This window comes from Streptomyces liliifuscus, assembly GCF_016598615.1.
GTDB lineage: Bacteria > Actinomycetota > Actinomycetes > Streptomycetales > Streptomycetaceae > Streptomyces > Streptomyces liliifuscus.
In genome coordinates this window covers 9621937-9639294 of the sequence record NZ_CP066831.1, presented here as the reverse complement: position 1 = coordinate 9639294, position 17358 = coordinate 9621937, and the positions used below count along the sequence as shown (strand labels likewise).

At 70.3% G+C, this 17358-nt stretch carries 18 protein-coding genes; 10 read left to right on the top strand and 8 right to left on the bottom strand.

Annotated elements, in window-relative coordinates; genetic code table 11:
- Nucleotides 1–6: 6 nt before the first annotated feature.
- A complete protein-coding gene (locus tag JEQ17_RS42020) occupies nucleotides 7–981 on the bottom strand; it encodes an XRE family transcriptional regulator (protein WP_200400154.1) in 975 nt (324 codons plus the stop codon).
- Nucleotides 982–1409: 428 nt separating this feature from the next.
- Between JEQ17_RS42020 and JEQ17_RS42015 the strand changes: the two genes are divergently transcribed.
- Complete coding sequence (locus tag JEQ17_RS42015; RefSeq protein WP_200400153.1) at nucleotides 1410–1835, top strand: SH3 domain-containing protein; 426 nt, start codon at nucleotides 1410–1412, stop codon at nucleotides 1833–1835.
- Between the two features lie 154 nt (nucleotides 1836–1989).
- Complete coding sequence (locus JEQ17_RS42010; RefSeq protein ID WP_200400152.1) at nucleotides 1990–2682, top strand: HAD family hydrolase; 693 nt, start codon at nucleotides 1990–1992, stop codon at nucleotides 2680–2682.
- Nucleotides 2683–2727: 45 nt separating this feature from the next.
- Here JEQ17_RS42010 and JEQ17_RS42005 read toward each other — a convergent pair whose 3' ends face one another.
- Entirely contained in the window at nucleotides 2728–2973 is a 246-nt protein-coding gene (locus tag JEQ17_RS42005) for a DUF2630 family protein (protein WP_200400151.1), read from the bottom strand.
- A gap of 244 nt (nucleotides 2974–3217) precedes the next feature.
- Between JEQ17_RS42005 and JEQ17_RS42000 the strand changes: the two genes are divergently transcribed.
- A complete protein-coding gene (locus tag JEQ17_RS42000) occupies nucleotides 3218–3934 on the top strand; it encodes a TetR/AcrR family transcriptional regulator (protein ID WP_200400150.1) in 717 nt (238 codons plus the stop codon).
- Nucleotides 3935–3972: 38 nt separating this feature from the next.
- Here JEQ17_RS42000 and JEQ17_RS41995 read toward each other — a convergent pair whose 3' ends face one another.
- Nucleotides 3973–5475 carry an LVIVD repeat-containing protein gene (locus tag JEQ17_RS41995; RefSeq protein WP_200400149.1) on the bottom strand — a complete coding sequence of 501 codons (1503 nt, stop codon included), beginning with the start codon at nucleotides 5473–5475 and terminating at the stop codon, nucleotides 3973–3975.
- A gap of 193 nt (nucleotides 5476–5668) precedes the next feature.
- Here JEQ17_RS41995 and JEQ17_RS41990 point away from each other — a divergent pair, with 193 nt between their 5' ends.
- Complete coding sequence (locus JEQ17_RS41990; RefSeq protein WP_200400148.1) at nucleotides 5669–6322, top strand: DUF305 domain-containing protein; 654 nt, start codon at nucleotides 5669–5671, stop codon at nucleotides 6320–6322.
- A gap of 68 nt (nucleotides 6323–6390) precedes the next feature.
- On the opposite strand, the gene JEQ17_RS41985 is transcribed toward JEQ17_RS41990, so the two are convergent.
- Nucleotides 6391–6876, bottom strand: a complete 486-nt coding sequence (locus JEQ17_RS41985) for a DUF6214 family protein (protein WP_200400147.1) — start codon at nucleotides 6874–6876, stop codon at nucleotides 6391–6393.
- Nucleotides 6877–7101: 225 nt separating this feature from the next.
- Here JEQ17_RS41985 and JEQ17_RS41980 point away from each other — a divergent pair, with 225 nt between their 5' ends.
- Entirely contained in the window at nucleotides 7102–8454 is a 1353-nt protein-coding gene (locus tag JEQ17_RS41980; RefSeq protein WP_200400146.1) for an FAD-dependent oxidoreductase, read from the top strand.
- 193 nt (nucleotides 8455–8647) lie between these two features.
- Nucleotides 8648–10051, top strand: coding sequence for a nucleobase:cation symporter-2 family protein (locus JEQ17_RS41975; RefSeq protein WP_200400145.1), 1404 nt, complete (start codon nucleotides 8648–8650; stop codon nucleotides 10049–10051).
- Here the strand turns inward: JEQ17_RS41975 and JEQ17_RS41970 are convergent.
- Nucleotides 9971–10327 (bottom strand): ArsR/SmtB family transcription factor, encoded by a 357-nt coding sequence (locus JEQ17_RS41970; protein ID WP_200400144.1) that lies wholly within the window; start codon nucleotides 10325–10327, stop codon nucleotides 9971–9973. The two genes, JEQ17_RS41975 and JEQ17_RS41970, sit on opposite strands and share 81 nt — an antisense overlap.
- Before the next feature lie 149 nt (nucleotides 10328–10476).
- Between JEQ17_RS41970 and JEQ17_RS41965 the strand changes: the two genes are divergently transcribed.
- Nucleotides 10477–11556 carry an NADH:flavin oxidoreductase/NADH oxidase gene (locus JEQ17_RS41965; RefSeq protein WP_200400143.1) on the top strand — a complete coding sequence of 360 codons (1080 nt, stop codon included), beginning with the start codon at nucleotides 10477–10479 and terminating at the stop codon, nucleotides 11554–11556.
- Between the two features lie 56 nt (nucleotides 11557–11612).
- Here the strand turns inward: JEQ17_RS41965 and JEQ17_RS41960 are convergent, their stop codons facing one another.
- The 3 genes from JEQ17_RS41960 to JEQ17_RS41950 all read right to left on the bottom strand — a co-directional run bounded on the left by JEQ17_RS41960 (nucleotide 11613) and on the right by JEQ17_RS41950 (nucleotide 14136).
- Nucleotides 11613–12359, bottom strand: coding sequence for an SDR family oxidoreductase (locus tag JEQ17_RS41960; protein ID WP_200400142.1), 747 nt, complete (start codon nucleotides 12357–12359; stop codon nucleotides 11613–11615).
- Between the two features lie 106 nt (nucleotides 12360–12465).
- Nucleotides 12466–13413, bottom strand: a complete 948-nt coding sequence (locus JEQ17_RS41955) for an RNA polymerase sigma-70 factor (RefSeq protein WP_200401998.1) — start codon at nucleotides 13411–13413, stop codon at nucleotides 12466–12468.
- Between the two features lie 150 nt (nucleotides 13414–13563).
- Entirely contained in the window at nucleotides 13564–14136 is a 573-nt protein-coding gene (locus tag JEQ17_RS41950; protein ID WP_200400141.1) for an Rv1733c family protein, read from the bottom strand.
- A 201-nt stretch (nucleotides 14137–14337) separates the two neighbouring features.
- Between JEQ17_RS41950 and JEQ17_RS41945 the strand changes: the two genes are divergently transcribed.
- From JEQ17_RS41945 to JEQ17_RS41935, 3 genes are all read left to right on the top strand, one after another.
- On the top strand, nucleotides 14338–15423 hold the full coding sequence (locus JEQ17_RS41945) for a WD40/YVTN/BNR-like repeat-containing protein (RefSeq protein ID WP_200400140.1): 1086 nt from the start codon (nucleotides 14338–14340) through the stop codon (nucleotides 15421–15423).
- 132 nt (nucleotides 15424–15555) lie between these two features.
- Complete coding sequence (locus JEQ17_RS41940; protein ID WP_200400139.1) at nucleotides 15556–16233, top strand: uracil-DNA glycosylase; 678 nt, start codon at nucleotides 15556–15558, stop codon at nucleotides 16231–16233.
- Nucleotides 16230–17237: an N-acetylglucosamine kinase gene (locus JEQ17_RS41935; RefSeq protein ID WP_234048568.1), complete on the top strand. Its 1008-nt coding sequence runs from the start codon at nucleotides 16230–16232 to the stop codon at nucleotides 17235–17237. Before JEQ17_RS41940 ends, JEQ17_RS41935 begins: the two co-directional genes overlap by 4 nt.
- Nucleotides 17238–17358: the final 121 nt, after the last annotated feature.

The following is a 17358-nucleotide window of genomic DNA, read 5'->3' as shown; positions in this document are numbered from 1 at the left end:
GGCGGTTCACGGAGGCGGGATCAGTTCGATCAGGAACTCCTGGTCGGCGGCGCCGGAACAGCGGCCTTGGACGATTTCCGTGCCGACGTCGGTGTCCTGGTCGCGCAGGCTCAGACACCGGCCGGTACTGACAGGGCGAAGGCGGAAGTGCGCTGCGGCAGACGGGCCGACGGAGCCGATGCGGAACTGTTGGGCCCGGTTGTCGTCGGCACAGTCGTCGCGAGGTTCGAGCAGGTCACGACCGGGCCCTTTCGGGAGAACCGTCAGGCAGCCGATGCTGTATTTCGGGTGGTGCCACTGAATCTGCACGATGTTCTTGCCCAGCGGTTCGAGGAACACCCGGGGCTGGACCGCCTCCGCGCAGGGTTGCTGGGCGGCGACAGCGGTTTTGTAGTGCCCAGTGCGATCTCTTCCTTCGGTGACACAGAACTCGGGTGTTCGGACAGGGTGAATACGTGCCCAACTGCCCACAGCCAGGATGCGCAGTCCGCTCACCGGCCTCGCCGACGGGGCTGCCGACGGCGCCGAGGCGTTGAAAAGGCTGCTGACACCCAGGGTGCCGGCCATCCCGATGCTCGCCGCGACGGCCAGGCCGGCTGCCCGGTGCCAGCGCGGGGCACGCTTCGAGACGTCGGAACCGGAAGCCTGGCTGTCGCCGGTGGGTGCGGGCTCGCCAGTGGCGATGCGCTGGCGAACGTTCAGCCACTGACGCACTTCCTCGTCACCGAGGCCGCACGCGCGGGTGAAGGCGTCGACGAACCGTTCCCGCGGCAGGGTGGTACGACCGAGGGTGGTCGCGATCGTACTGGCGGGCAGTGTGTCGCCATGCGCGGTCGCCTTGCTCTCCAGCTGGCGGTAGGTCAGTCCGGACCAGGTCCGCAACACGCGCAGTACCGCTACGAACTCGGCCGGGGTGCCGACCTGTGCCGGCTGTGGTGTCGCCGCCGGTTGCCCGGCTAAGTCGCCCTCTTCCCGGCTCATCGCCACAGCCCTCGCGGAAACCGGACAGCCATCACATTGAGACGACACTCCCGTGTTCGGACAGGTTCGGAACACGACGAGCATTGTTCCGAACACGGCCGAACATCGTTCTGCCTTGCCGACGCGACGAGCGGCAAGCAGCGTTGGCCCCAGCGAAATCCGAGCGACGGTTCTGCGAGGACTCCAACTCTCCGCGCCGGTTCCACCGCCTGATTCACCGGCACCTCGCGCTGACCCGCCACGCTCCCGCCCCCTCCGACACCGAAGCCCCGGTCGGCGGCCAAATCTACGCACCACCGCTCCCGGTCGGCAGGTTCCATCAAGTCATTGTTCGGAGGCCGAAGAGGGCTGACGAGACAGCGGTGAAAGCCCGAGGCGCGAATCCGCCCTCGGCCCATCGTTCGACACACCGATCTCGAAGGAGATTCATGCGTACTCGTACATGGTTCACCGGCCTCGCGGCGGGAGCCGCCCTGCTGGCCGGCAGTTCGGTCACCACCGCGCAGGCGGTTCCCGCCGGCCCGAGTGCCTCGTTACCGTTCGAGGCCCGGGCCACCGGCATCGGGGAACCGCCCAGCTGGACTCCCAGTGGAACAGCGACCTGTTCCTCCCACTCCCACAGCGACCGCGACAACGGCGGCGGGGAGACAACCAGCACCAGTACGCCGCGCCGCAGCGGCCCTCACAGCACCTGCGGCAGCAATCCTGTCGGGAGCAGGGCAGTCGACTACCACTGCTACACGGTGAACGAGTCGGACAACACATGGACGTACGTGACGGTCCGTGCCAGCGGAGCCCAGGGCTGGGTGTACGACGGCAATCTCACGAACGGCGGCAGCACCGTCCTGTGCTGAGCCGACGCCATGTCCGTTGAGTGACGCGACAGGGGGAGGGGTGGCTCGCCGGACCCGTCGGGCGAGCCACCCGCGGCGTGAAAGTCCCTCTGTACGCGTCATCGCCCGGAGCCTGCCTGCGTACGCCGCCTTTGCCGCCGGTAAAGTCCGGCGCATGGCTGCCGTGTTGTTCGACTTCTCCGGGACCCTCTTCCGAATCGAATCCGCCGAGTCATGGCTGCGCGCGGTTCTGGACGACTCCGAAGTGTCCCTGTCCGAGCCGGAGTTGATCCGGGCGGCGAAGGAACTGGAGACCGTCGGGGCGCAGCCCGGCGGGGCCAACCCGTCGGCGCCGGTGCCGGCCGACGTGGCCCCCATCTGGGGCATCCGAGACCAGACCTCCGAGTTGCACCGGACGGCGTACACCGGTGTCTCCCGTCAGGTGGCGCTACCCGATCCGGCGCTGCACGACAGGCTGTACGACCGCCATATGGCACCGGCCGCCTGGCGTCCGTACCCCGACACGGCCGAGGTGCTGGGCGCGCTGCGTGAGCGCGGGGTCGCCGTCGGCGTGGTCAGCAACATCGGCTGGGATCTGCGGCCGGTGTTCAGGGACCACGGCCTCGACGCGTACATCGGCGCGTACGTCCTGTCGTACGAGCACGGCATCCAGAAGCCGGACCCCGGGCTGTTCGCGACCGCCTGCGACGCGCTCGGGGTCGAACCGCGGGACACCCTGATGGTCGGCGACGACCGGCGTGCGGACGGCGGAGCCGCGGCCCTGGGCTGCGGAGTGCACTTCGTCGACCACCTGCCGGTCACCGAGCGCCCGGACGGGCTGCGGCCCGTACTGGACCTGGTGGGCTGACCGCGTACCGGACCTGGTGGGCCGAACGAGGTCCGGGCGGACCGGTCAGCTCTGGTAGCCCTCGACCTGCGACGACGGACGGACGTGTGCCTCGTCCGGGTTCTCGCCGAACTCGGACTTCGCCCGCCGCTGGCGCAGCAGGTCCCAGCACTGGTCGAGCTCGCGCTCCAGCTGTCCGAGCCGTTCGTGTTCGGTCGTGCTGTCGATCTGCCCGGACGCGACGGCGTCACGGAGCCTGCGTTCGTCGTCGACCATCGCCGTGATCCTGGCCAGGATCTGCTCTTGATCCATGTCCTACGCCTCCTCGGCACTCCAGCCCACTGTAAGGAGCGGGCGACGGCTCGGCGACAGCTGCTGGTCAGGCCAGGACGGCTGCGCGGGACGGCAGGGAGGCGGCAGTACTTCCCGTCCGCCCGGGACGATCCCCCGCGTCGCCCCGAGCGGACGGCAGCCCGGAGAAAGATCCCTGACGGGACTCGCTCCGGACGCGCTGAGTATAGTTGGCTGGCAGCCAGTCAACGCAGGAGTACATAGGATGTCCCCTCGCAGCGCCTCGGTCAATGAAGAGTTGCGGCGGCGTTCCCGCGAGAGGCTTCTGCAGGCGGCCCTGGAGCTGGTCGGCGAGCGTGGGTACGAGGCCACGACCTTGGGCGACATAGCGGACCGGGCCGGTTCCGCCCGCGGCCTCGTCTCGTACTACTTCCCGGGCAAACGCCAGCTCGTGCAGTCGGCGGTGCACCGGCTGATGCACCGCACGCTGGAGGAGGCGCTGGAGCGCGAGCCGCGTACGGAGGACGGTCGGGAGCGCATGGCGCGGGCCATTGACGCCATCCTGGGCCTGGCCCGTGATCACCCCATGCTGATGCGCCAGCACATGGCGGGCATCCTCCAGGCCGAGGGGTTCGTGCAGTGCCCGGAGCAGCAGCGCCTGGCGGAACTGCTCAGCGACACCATGGCCCGCTACGGCTCACCGGACGCCGCCACCGACTACCCCATGCTGCGCGCGCTCCTGATGGGTTCGGTGTACGCGGCGCTGGTGCCCGGAGTCCCGATGCCGCTGCGGACGCTGCGGGCCGAGTTGTTCCGGCGCTACCGGCTCGACTGGGAGCGGGGTGCCCCGCCGGGCGCCGAGGCACCCGACGGGACCTGCCACGAGGACCTCTCACGGTTCTTCGCTCCCGAGAGCCGGGAACAGGGCCGTGAGCACAACCGCGAGACGGACGAGTCCGGCCGGTCCGGCCGACCGGAGTAGTCCGGCCGGAGCCGGTCCGGCCGACCGGAACAGTCCGGTCAGTCGAAGTAGTCCGGCTGCGTCTGGACGTTCAGTTCATGCAGACGCTGCTTCTTCGCCGGGTCCGTACGACGGTCGTTGATCTTCAGAACGTCGAAGCCCTTGGCCATGTCGTTCGAGTAGATGTAGCCGTTGTAGTAGTACGCCGACCAGGAACCGCCCACCGAGAAGGTGTCGGTGCTCAGCGGACCGCGCTCGAAGTAGGCGATCTCCTTGGGCTTCGAGGAGTTGGTGAAGTCCCAGACGGAGATGCCGCCCTGGTACCAGGCCTGGACCATGATGTCCTTGCCCTTGACCGGGATCAGCGAGCCGTTGTGGGCAACGCAGTTCTCGGTGTCGGCCTGGTGGCGCGGGATCTTGAAGTAGCTCTTGAAGACGAGCTTGCGCTTGTCGCCCTTGCCGACGATGTCGTAGATGCCGTCGGCGCCGCGGTTCGGACCGATGGCCGCGTTGCAGGTGGCCGCGCCGCCGCCGCCCAGCTCGTCGGTGAAGACGACCTTGTTGGCCTTCTGGTTGAAGCTCGCCGAGTGCCAGAACGCGAAGTTCACGTTGTCCTGGACCTGGTCGATGATCTTCGGGTTCTCCGGGTCCTTGATGGAGAACAGGATGCCGTCGCCCATGCAGGCGCCCGCCGCGAGGTCCTTGGAGGGCAGCACGGTGATGTCGTGGCAGCCGGTGGTCTTGGAGACGCCCGGGTTGGTGGGCCCGCCCGGGTTGCCGCCGCCGTCAGGTCCCGAACCGGGGAACAGGACGGGGAAGTTGACGATCTTCGCCTTCTGCGGGGCCTTGCGCGGCACCTTGATGACCGAGATGCCGTCGTGCGGCGGCTGGCAGTCGGGGAAGGCGGCGCTGGGCGAGTACGAGGAGACGTAGACGTAGACGTTCTTGCGCTCCGGCACCAGCGTGTGGGTGTGCGACCCGCAGGCGGTCTCGACGGCCGCGACGTACTTCGGGTTCCTCTTGTCGCTGATGTCGAAGACCTTCATGCCCTCCCAGGAGGACTTCTCGGTCGCAGGCTGCGTGGTGCTGTTGCAGGAGTTGTCGCTGCGCGAGGAGTCGGTGGAGAGGAAGAGCAGGTCGCCGGAGACGGAGATGTCGTTCTGCGAGCCCGGGCAGAGCACCTGGGAGACCGTCTTCGGGGACTTCGGGTTGCTGATGTCGAAGATGCGGAAGCCGTCGTAGTTGCCGGCGAACGCGTACTTGCCCTGGAAGGCCAGGTCCGAATTGGTGCCCGGCAGCGTGTCCTTGGGGATGTTGGCGAGGTGCTGGATGTTCTCCGAGTGGACGATCTCGTCCTGCCCGGGTATCTCGCCGTTCGCTATCGCGGCCCTGGCCTCGGCCGCATCGCTCTTGGAGACCTTCTGCGACGCGGCCGGCGAGTCCCCGGGGTCTGGGGTCGCGACCGCCGGACCGGCTGTGAGCAGCGCGGCCAGGAGGCCGGCCGCGGTGGCGGCAACTCCCAGACGTCTGCGCCGCGTTCGGTGATTGTTCAACAGGGTCACTGCGTCCTCCCTTGTAGCCGTTCGCAGTCGAACGGTTCAGGTTCACCCGAAGTATCGTCTTCATCATGCACAGATCAACAGGCGGCAACGCATTCGTAATGAATGTTTTTGATCAATCACGTTCAGCAGCGTGCTAAGACGGTCATCAACACTCACGAGGTGTCTGTTGTCCCGGGTGACTCAGGAGGTCGCTGTGCCCTTTGGCCGTACGTCCCTGTACCGCGTCGCGATCGCGGCGTCCGCCGTCCTCGCACTCGGGGGCTGCACGGGTTCGGACGACGAGACCCCGTCCAAGTCCGCGGCGGGTACGGGCCCTTCGGTCATCGCCCCCGGCAAGCCGGGTGAGGCCGCCCAGACGCTCTCCGCCGAGGACGCCGCGAAGCACCGGGCCGAGGACGACTCCCCCAACTCCGCCGACCGCGACTACGCGCGCATGATGATCGAGCATCACACGCAGGCGCTGGAGATGACGGAACTCGCCGCGAAGCAGGCCGAGTCGACCCAGGTGAAGGGACTTGCCGACCGGATAACGGCCGCGCAGCGACCCGAGATCAACACCATGAAGGGCTGGCTGGAGAAGCACGGCGGCGCGGGGAAGAGCGAGTCCCACGACCACGAGCCGATGCCGGGCATGGCGACCGAGGCTCAGTTGAAGAAGCTGCGGGCGGCGCAGGGCAAGGCGTTCGACGAGCTCTTCCTGAAGCTGATGATCACCCATCACGACGGGGCCGTCACCATGGCCACCGACGTGAAGGCGCAGGGCAACAACCTCCAGATCGAGGAGATGGCCGACGACGTGATCGCCCAGCAGACGGCCGAGATCAGCCGGATGCGCGAGATGTCCTGACGGCTCCCGAACGCCCGACCCTCCCGACCCTCCCGACCCTCCGATCGCCCGATCGCCCGATCTTCCGCTCAGCGACGCACGTGACGCGGCGTCAGCAGACCCGCGTCGCGCGCTCCGGCGATCAGCCTGAGCGCACGCCGGCGGCTGTGTCCGGTCGCGGACATCACCGCGAGCACCGGGTCCCGGCCCGCCCCTTGAGCCGCCAGATACTCCCCGGCGACGAAGCGTCGGCCCTCGATGCCGCGCGGCCGGGCGGGGCGCGCGTGCCGCTTGCCCGAAGACCCTTCGGCGGACGCGACTCCCGCCGGTTCCGCCGCTCCCCCGCACGCCTCCAGGAGCGGACCCTCGATCCACTCCGGAAGAACCGCCAGGTCGTCGAGCGAGAGCGCCGGCTGGGCCCGCACGTCCTCGATGGAGACGCATCCGTCGCACACCACGGCGAGCATGTCGACCTGGGCGCCGTCGTCGAAGGTCAGCCGGACGTTGCACCACGTCGAGGCGGTGTCGCGCTCCTGCTCGCACTCCCGCACTTCCCAGACGGGCCATACGGACACGACGCCGTCCGGCGCATATCGATCAAAAAGATTAAGAAAGGATGCTTCCAGCACATACGCAACGTAACCGCATGATCACATTCACTGCGAATAGGCACGCATACGCTCCCGGCAGGGCACCCCGTCGGCGCAGCACCGTGCACTGCCCCTCCCCGGGCGCGCCATGCGGTGCGATGCTGGAAGCACCAGCGATCTCCTCGTTCTCCTCGGGGAAGGGGCTCAGCCGTGCTGCAGGTCGCCGTCGTCGGCTCGGGGCCGAGTGGGGTGTACACCGCGCAAGGTCTCGTCCAGCAGGGCCAGGTGCCGGAAGTCAGGGTGGACGTCCTGGACCGGCTGCCGTGCCCGTACGGACTGGTGCGCTATGGCGTGGCACCCGACCACGAGAAGATCAAGTCACTGCAGAACAATCTGCGTACGGTTCTGGAGCACGAGCGGGTGCGGTTCCTCGGCGGTGTCCGGGTCGGCCCTGACGGGCTGTCGGCCGCCCGGCTGCGGGAGCTGTACCACGCAGTCGTGTACTGCGTGGGCGCCGCCACCGACCGGCATCTCGGGGTGCCCGGCGAGGAGCTGCCCGGCAGTTGGTCGGCGACCGAGTTCGTGTCCTGGTACAGCGCGCATCCGGACTCCCTGTCCGACGGTTTCGTGGTCGGCGCGCGGGCGGCGGTCGTCATCGGCGTCGGCAACGTGGCGGTGGACGTGACCCGGATGCTGGCCCGCGGCGCCGCGGAGCTGAGCCCCACCGACATGCCCCAGGCGGCGCTCGCCGCACTGGCCGCCAGCCCGGTGCGGGAGATCCAGATGGTGGGGCGGCGCGGTCCGTCGCAGGCCCGCTTCACCACCAAGGAACTGCGCGAACTCGGCGGCCTGCCCGACACCGAAGTCGTCGTGGATCCTGCCGAATTGGCGCTCGACCCGGCGTACGCCGACCCCTCGGGACTGCCGGCCGCGCAGCGCCGCAACGTCGAGGTGCTGCGCGGCTGGGCCGAGAACCCGCACCCTTCCGGCACCCGCCGGATCCGCCTCCGCTTCTTCCTCCGCCCGGTCGAACTCCTTCCGCACGCAGGGCGCGTGGGCGCCGTCCGCTTCGAACGGACACTCCCGGACGGCCGAGGCGGCGTGACGGGGACGGGCCGATTCGAGGACATCGAGGCCCAGTTGGTTTTCCGCTCGGTCGGCTACCGCGGAGTACCCCTGGAGGGCCTCCCCTTCGACACGAGCCTCGGCACCGTCCCCCACCTCGCGGGCCGCGTTCTGCGCGACGGCTCGGTCTCCCCCGGCGAGTACGTGGCCGGCTGGATCAAACGCGGCCCCACAGGCGTCATCGGCACCAACCGCCCCTGCGCAAAGGAAACGGTGACCTCACTCCTGGAGGACGCGCCCACTCTCGCGCGCCGCGATGTGCCGCCCGACCCGCTGGCCGCGCTGAGGGCGGAGGGGCTGGACCCGGTCGAGTGGGAGGGCTGGCAGGCGATAGAACGAGCGGAGGCAGCCCTGGGCGCCTCCCTGGGCAGGCACGTGGTCAAACTCCCGGACTGGCAGTCACTGATGGAGGCGGCCCGCACGACAGACGCCCCGTAAGGGGCGCGGGGAACTGCGCGACCAGCCCCTCCCGGCCCGCAGTCGACGTGCAACCCTTCCGGGGCCCTCCCGGGGGAGTGGACCATGCCCCAAGGGGCATGACACCTGGCGGCAACAGGTCAGAAATCAACAAACTGTTCAAGCCACGTACGGTCACGTGCAGTCCCCGCTCCCCGCCGTTCCTGGAGTGCCCATGGCAACCCCCACCCCCACCCCCGCACGTCAAGTGCACCCCGTGGACGAGGTCCCACCCGTCCGCCACCTCGCCGCCTTCGGTCTGCAGCACGTCCTCGCGATGTACGCGGGCGCGGTCGCGGTCCCCCTGATCGTCGGCAGCGCGATGAAGCTGTCGCCGGCGGACATGGCGTACCTGATCACGGCCGACCTGCTGCTGTGCGGCATCGCGACGCTCATCCAGTGCGTCGGCTTCTGGCGCTTCGGCGTGCGGCTCCCGATCATGCAGGGCTGCACCTTCGCGGCCGTGTCGCCGATGGTGCTGATCGGTACGGGCGGCGGCGGACTGCCCGCGATCTACGGGTCGGTGATCGTCGCCGGACTGGCGATCATCCTGCTGGCGCCGGTCTTCGGGAAGCTGCTGCGGTTCTTCCCGCCGCTCGTCACGGGCACGGTGATCCTGATCATCGGGCTCTCGCTGCTGCCGGTGGCGGGCAACTGGGCGGCCGGCGGGGTGGGTTCACCGGACTTCGGCGAGCCGAAGAACCTCGCGCTCGCGGCCTTCGTCCTGGCGGCCGTGCTCGCCGTGCAGCGGTTCGCGCCGGTCTTCCTGAGCCGGATCGCGGTGCTGCTCGGCATCGCGGTGGGGCTCGCGGTCGCCGTGCCGTTCGGCTTCACGGACTTCGACGGGGTCGGGAGCGCGGACTGGCTCGGCATCAGCACGCCGTTCCACTTCGGCGCCCCCACGTTCGAGGCGTCGGCGATCGCGTCGATGCTGGTAGTGGCGTTGGTGACGATGACGGAGACGACCGGTGACTTCATCGCGGTCGGCGAGATGACCGACCGGAAGATCGAGCCACGGTCACTGGCCGACGGCCTGCGCGCGGACGGCCTGTCCACGGTCCTGGGCGGTGTCTTCAACACCTTCCCGTACACGGCGTACGCGCAGAACGTGGGCCTCGTCGGCATGACCCGGGTCCGCAGCCGCTGGGTGGTCGCCACCGCCGGCGGCATCCTCGTCCTGCTCGGCCTGCTGCCCAAGCTGGGCGCGGTGGTCGCGGCCATACCGGCTCCGGTGCTCGGCGGCGCGGGCCTGGTCATGTTCGGCACGGTCGCAGCGAGCGGCCTGCGGACGCTGGCCCAGGTCGACTTCAAGGGCAACAACAACCTGACGGTGGTGGCCGTTTCGGTCGCCGTGGGCATGCTGCCGGTCGGCGTGCCGACGGTGTACGCGAAGTTCCCCGACTGGTTCCAGACGGTGATGAACAGCGGTATCAGCGCGGGCTGTCTCACCGCGATCGTGCTGAACCTGCTCTTCAACCACCTTCCCTCGAAGGGAGGTTCAGCTGCCCCCGAGGCGGACGGCCTGGCGAGCGGCGGCGGCGAGGACACTGTCGAGAAGCCCCGGGAAGAGGTCGTCTAGGTCGTCGCGCCGCAGCCCGTTCATCTTGGCGGTGCCCCGGTAGATCTGCCGGATGACGCCCGCCTCGCGCAGCACCCGGAAGTGGTGCGTGGTCGTGGACTTCGTGACGGGCAGGTCGAAGTGCGAACAGGAGAGCTCGTCGCCGTCGGCGGCGAGCTCCCGCACGACCAGCAGCCGCATCGGATCGGAGAGCGCGTGCAGCACGGCCGCCAGCCGGATCTCCGTGCGCTCGGGGTGCGGGAGGTCTCGGCTGCTGGTGGGGGCGGCGGTCGTCACGGCGGCTCCAGTCCGTCGGGGCCGGAGATCTGAGGTCCGAGATCTCCGGAGAACCTCATTGTACGAGAGGTCTCGTAGTTTGACATCTCCCGTACTACGATGCCTATCGTACGAGTCGTAACCGGCCCCGTCACGAATTGGAGTCCGCCGTGAGCGCGCTCTTCGAGCCCTACACCCTGCGCGATCTGACCGTCCCGAACCGGGTCTGGATGCCGCCGATGTGCCAGTACTCGGCCGCGCCGGAGGGCCCCGGGACCGGCGCCCCCAACGACTGGCACTTCGCGCACTACGCGGCACGGGCCGCCGGCGGGACGGGCCTGATCATCGTCGAGGCCACCGCGGTCAGCCCCGAGGGGCGGATCTCGCCGTACGACCTGGGCATCTGGAACGACACCCAGGTCGAGGCGTTCCGGCGGATCACGCGGTTCCTGGTGTCCCAGGGCACGGTTCCCGCGATCCAGCTCGGACACGGCGGCCGCAAGGCCTCGACCGACCGCCCCTGGAAGGGCGGCGCGCCCGTCGGCCCGGACGCGTACGGCTGGCAGCCGCTCGGGCCGAGCCCGGTCGCCTTCGACGAGAACCACCCCGTGCCGACCGAGCTGACCGTGGACGGCATCAAGGAGATCGTCGGCCAGTTCGCCGACGCCGCGCGGCGGGCGCTGGACGCCGGCTTCGAGGTCGCCGAGATCCACGGCGCGCACGGCTATCTCATCAGTGAGTTCCTCTCCCCTCACTCCAACCGGCGCACGGACGCGTACGGCGGCTCGTACGAGAACCGCGTGCGCTTCGCGCTCGAAGTCGTGGACGCCGTGCGCGAGGTGTGGCCGGACGACAAGCCGCTGTTCTTCCGCGTCTCGGCCACCGACTGGCTGGAGGAGAACGGCTGGACGGCCGACGACACGGTCCGCTTCGCCGCCGAACTGACCGCCCACGGCGTGGACCTGCTCGACGTCTCCACCGGCGGCAACGCCTCCGGCGTACGCATTCCCGTCGGGCCGGGCTACCAGGTTCCGTTCGCCGCCCGCGTCAAGGACGAGACGTCGATGGCCGTCGCCGCCGTCGGTCTGATCACCGACGTCGAGCAGGCCGAGAAGATCGTCGCCAACGGTGAGGCGGACGCCGTTCTGCTCGGCCGCGAGCTGCTGCGCAACCCCTCGTGGGCCCGGCACGCGGCCCGCGAACTCGGGGGCGACGCGCACGTGCCGGACCAGTACCACCGTTCGGTCTGAACAGGTCCCGCCCGAGGCGGGACCTACCGCTTGTGCGGCCTACGTTCCGACGCGGCCTACTTCTGGCGGTCGAGCCATTCCGTGAAGCTGGTCCCGGCGACGTGGGCGTCGGGACCGGGCAGCAGCTCGCGCCCCTGGGGGTGCGCGCCGAAGTAGCCGACGGACTCGTCGGTGACGACCTCGCGCGGGTCCTTCTCGGCCGCCAGGCCCGTGCGGACGAACTCGTCGAGGTGGAGCTCCTCGGGGCCCGCCACCTCGGTGGTGCCGTTCAGCGGGGCCGCCTCGGCGGCGAGGGCGACCGCCGCGACCACGTCGTCGGACGCGAGCGGCTGGAGGAGCGAGGAGGGCAGCCGGACGGTGTCGCCCTCGGTGGATCCGGCCGCGATGCCCTTCACGAACTCGAAGAACTGGGTGGCGCGGACGATCGTGTACGGGATCCCGGAGCCCTTGATCAGCTCCTCCTGGGCGACCTTGGCGCGCAGGTAGCCCGAGTCGGGCAGCTGTTCGCTCCCCACGACCGACAGGGCGACATGGTGTCCCACGCCCGCGGCGGCCTCGGCCGCGACGAGGTTGTCCGTGGACGTACGGAAGAACTCCAGCACCGCGCTGTCCTCGAAGGAGGGCGAGTTGGACACGTCGACGACGACCGAGGCGCCCCCCAGCGCGTCGTCGAGGCCCTCGCCGGTGATGCTGTTGACGCCGGTGTTCGGGGAGGCGGGCAGTACGTCGTGGCCGTCCGCCCGCAGCCTTTCCACCAGCTTCGACCCGATGAGCCCAGTGCCGCCGATGACTACGATCTTCATGGTGCAACCCTTCCGGTTTCGTCCGACGGAATCGGACCTGCTGACCATGAAGACCGGACAGGGTCCGGGTTTGTGACAGCCCGGATCCTCTCCTCGCGCCCGCCTCCTACGCAGTGCCGCGAGGACTCGACAGCGACCGGACGTACGGGTCGAGCTTGGCGGGGTTCATCACCCACATGATCCGCTCGATGCCCCGCGCGGAGGCGTCGACGGCCAGCAGGGCGACGGCTCGGCCCTCGTGCGAGACGAGCACGGCCGGGCGGCCGTTCGCCTCGACGCACTCGGTCCCGGCACCGGGCCAGAACCTCGGCGCGAAGGCCGCCAGGTACTTGGCGACGCGGGCACTGCCGAGCACCGGGATCCTCGACGCGCCGCGCACTCCCCCGCCGTCCGAGTAGCTGACGACGTCCTCGGCGAGCAGCGCTTCGAGCGCGGCGAGGTCGCCCGTCCGCGCCGCCGCCAGGAAGACTTCGAGCAGTCGCCGGTGCTCGGCCGCGTCCACCGGCTCCCGCCGCTCGGCGGCCAGGCGCCTGCGTCCCCGGCTGACCAGCTGACGGGCGTTGGCCTGCCCCGTTTCCAGGATGGCCGCGATCTGCTCGTACGGGTGGTCGAAGGCCTCGCGGAGGACGTAGGCCGCCCGTTCCGTCGGCGTCAGCTTCTCCAGGAGGAGCACCGCGAGCTCCACCGCCTCGCCGCGTGCGGCCCCCGTCTGCGGGTCGAGACTCGTGTCCACCGGTTCGGGAAGCCACGGGCCGACGTACGTCTCCCGGCGCACGCGCGCGGACTGGGCGACGTTGATCGCCAGGCGGGTCGTCACGGTGGCGAGATAGGCGGGCGGGTCCAGGACGACCGTGCGGTCCGTCGACTGCCAGCGCAGCCATGCCTCCTGGACCACGTCCTCGGCCTCCGCCGCGCTGCCGAGCATGCGGTAGGCGATGCCGAAGAGCTGTCGCCGTACGCCGACGAAGACCTTCGCGGCCTCGTCCAGCGCGCTCTTCCCGGGAGGCTCCGAGTGCGTCGCCTCTGCCGCTCTCTCCGGATGCTCCGAACGCATCGCCGCGGCTCTCTCCGGCCGGTCCGAGCGCATCGCTGCTGCCTCCGCCTCCGTGAGCCGCTCCGTGAACGTGCGGATTCTTTCACGGGGCACACGACGCGCCCGCGGGAGGCCGCGGGGTTCACGCCACCGCGGTCCGCCCCGCCCCCCTCAGCCGGTCTTCCATCCCCACTGGGGACCGACCCGCTCCCACTCCATGTCCCACTGGTCCATCCGCCGGCGCTCCAGACGGCCGCGGACCATCCGCCCGCCGGCGAAAGGCACGGCAGAGGCGCTCACTCCGATCAGAATGCCGATCATCGCCGCCCGCAGACCCGCCTGGGCCTCCGTCGCGGGCCTGGTGACGAGCAGGCCGTCGGGGTCGGTCCACACGGTGACCGGCGTGCCTGCCGCGCTGCCGGGGTCGACCCGGGTCTGGCCCTCGTGGGCCGAACCGTCGGGCGCGGTCCAGCGGACCTTCGCCCACACCCGCTCCGCACCGGCGGCCCTGGTGCCGGGCGCCCGCTCGGTGAGCAGCGCGGGTACGGGCCGCCACTCGACGCGCTCCCTGGCGAGGGTGCGCTCGACCGACTCCGCGGCCGCCAGACCCGCGACCATCCCGGCGAGCAGCACGAGCAGCCAGGTGGCGAGCACGGTCCAGGCCTCCAGCCGGTCGCTGCGGCGCCGCAGCGGATTGGGCCACCACCGCCACAGCAACGCCCTCGGACCTCGTAACGCCGCCATCGCGGGCCCTCCTCATCACCGGCACACCGACGCCCTCCCATACGAACGCCGCCGCCCTGTTGCTCAGGAGACGTACCCCACATCGGCGGCACCGCCGAAGAAACGTTCTGACCTGCACAGATGTCGCGTCCGGGGGTGACTGTCAGTGCCGGGGTGCAAACTGGCCGATATCTGAGACAACGACGTCCGGAGGTGGCCGGCATGGCCGAGGTACTGCTCACGGTAGGCACACGCAAGGGACTGTTCGTCGGAAGGCGACGCGGCGCTGCCTGGGAGTTCGACGACAGTCCGTATTTCAACGCTCAGGCGGTCTATTCGGTCGCGATCGACACCCGTGGTGACGTGCCGCGGCTCCTCGTCGGCGGCGACAGCGCGCACTGGGGCCCGTCCGTGTTCCACTCCGACGACCTGGGCCGCACCTGGACCGAACCGGCCAAGGCCGCCGTCAAGTTCCCCCAGGACACGGGGGCTTCGCTGGAGCGCGTGTGGCAGCTGCACCCGGCGGCGGCCGAACCGGACGTGGTGTACGCGGGCACGGAACCGGCGGCGCTGTACCGCTCGACGGACCGCGGCGAGTCCTTCGAGCTCGTCCGTCCCCTCTGGGAGCACCCCACCCGCTCGAAGTGGGTGCCCGGCGGCGGCGGAGAGGGCCTGCACACCGTCCTCACCGACGCGCGCGACCCGCGCGCGGTGACGGTCGCCGTCTCCACGGCCGGCGTCTTCCGCACGAAGGACGGCGGGGAGAGCTGGGAGCCGTCCAACTCCGGTGTCTCCGCGGTGTTCCTGCCGGATCCGAACCCGGAGTTCGGCCAGTGCGTACACAAGATCGCGCAGGACCCGACGACACCGGACCGCCTGTATTTGCAGAACCACTGGGGTGTCTATCGCAGCGACGACGCCGGGGGGCGGTGGACGGACATCGGCGAGGGCCTGCCGTCCACGTTCGGCTTCGCCGCGGCCGCCCATCCGCATCGCGGGGACACCGCCTACGTCTTTCCCATCAACGCCGACTCGGACCGCGTTCCCGCGGACCACCGATGCCGGGTCTTCCGCACGGCCGACGCGGGCAAGACCTGGGAGCCGCTCTCGGCGGGGCTGCCGCAGGAGGACCACTACGGCACGGTGCTGCGCGATGCCATGTGCACGGACGACGCGGACCCGGCGGGCGTGTACTTCGGCAATCGCAACGGCGAGGTGTTCGCGTCCGCGGACGACGGGGACAGCTGGCAGCAGCTGGCGTCCCATCTTCCGGACGTCCTCTGCGTACGGGCCGCGGTGATCGATTGAGTCCCCCGACCGAGCCGGGCCGCGCCACCGCCCTGGGCCCCAACACCCGCCGCTGTCACGGCACATACCACTCCGGGCCGTGCGGCGGCAACCGGTTGATCAACCATGCGCGTACGGCAGTAGGGTGACGCCGTGGCACCACGACCGTTGAATGAAATCGTCGAACAGGGCTGGGCGAAAGCGCTTGAACCCGTGGCCGGGCGGATCGCCGAGATGGGGGACTTCCTGCGCGCGGAGATCGCCGCGGGACGCACCTATCTGCCAGCGGGCCCGAACGTGCTCCGCGCCTTCCAGCAACCCTTCGACGACGTCCGGGTCCTCATCGTCGGCCAGGACCCCTATCCGACCCCGGGGCACGCGGTGGGGCTGTCGTTCTCGGTCGCGCCCGAGGTGCGTCCGCTGCCCGGCAGCCTCATCAACATCTACCGGGAGCTGACCACCGACCTGGGTCTGCCCCCGCCGACGAACGGCGATCTGACGCCCTGGACCCAGCAGGGCGTCCTGCTGCTCAACAAGGCGCTGACCACGGCCCCGCGCAAGCCGGCCGCCCATCGAGGCAAGGGCTGGGAAGAGGTCACGGAGCAGGCGATACGGGCGCTGGCCGCGCGGGGGCGTCCGCTGGTGTCGATCCTGTGGGGGCGCGACGCCCGCAATCTCCGGCCGCTGCTGGGCGATCTGCCGTCGGTGGAGTCGTCGCATCCGTCACCGATGTCGGCGGACCGCGGCTTCTTCGGTTCGCGTCCGTTCAGCCGGGCCAACGACCTGCTGACCCGCCAGGGGGGCACCCCCGTGGACTGGCGGCTGCCGTGACCCCTCCCGGCGGGACGTCGGGGGTGTCGGAGGCGTCGGGCGTACTGGGTGTGGATTCCGGGGGTTCGGGGTTGCGTGTCGTCCTGGCCGTCGACGGCGGCCGGGTCACGGCTCCGCTGGCGTCCAGGGAGCCGGTGCGCACCGGCCCTCGGGGTATCGACGCCGGGCATCTCCTCGAACAACTGGTGCCGATGGCACGGCGGTTGGCGGCCGAGGCCGGGGTCGAAAGGCTCCGGGCGATCGCGGTCGGCGCCGCCGGTCTCACCACCCTCGGCGATTCGCTGCGCGCCGATCTGCCGTCGGCGCTGGCCCGCGAACTCGGCGTACGCAGGCTCGCGCTGGTCGCCGACGCCGTCACCGCGTACACGGGTGCGCTGGGGCAGCGGGTGGGCGCGGTCGTCGCGGCCGGAACGGGGATGATCGCGATCGGCACGGATCTGAAGAGCTGGCGCAGGGCGGACGGCTGGGGCCATCTGCTCGGCGACTGCGGCAGCGGCGCGTGGATCGGACGGGCCGGACTCGAGGCGGCGCTGCGCGCCGACGACGGACGGCCCGGCGGCTCGGCCGTGCTCCTCACCCGCGCCGAGGAGATGTTCGGCTCGGCCTCGGCGCTGCCGGGACAGCTCTACCCGCGCTCGGACCGCCCCGCCGTGCTGGCGTCCTTCGCACCCGAGGTGGCCGCCTGCGCCGGCGACGACCCGGTGGCGGCGGACATCCTGGCCGCCGCCGCCCGGCACATCGCGGACTCGGCGGCCGCGGTGTGCCCGGACGAGGCTCCGGGAGAAATCCAGGTCGCCCTCACGGGTGGTCTCCTCAGGATGGGCGATCCCCTCCTCGTACCGTTGCGGGCCGCCCTGGCGGAGCGGCTGCCGTACGCCCGGCAGGTCCCGGCGGCGGGCGACCCGCTCGACGGTGCCGTACGCATCGCCGTCGACGTGGCCGACGACCGGCTGACGCTGCCGCGCGACGAGAGCATGCTGTACGTCGTGACGGACGCCTCGTAGCCCCCGGATCACCGTCGGTGGACGTACTCCCCTTGATCCGTGGACAGCCAGTGAGATCAATCCGTACGTAACTCATCAGACAAAACCGGACGGATACCGCTCACCTGCACCCTCCCCGAAC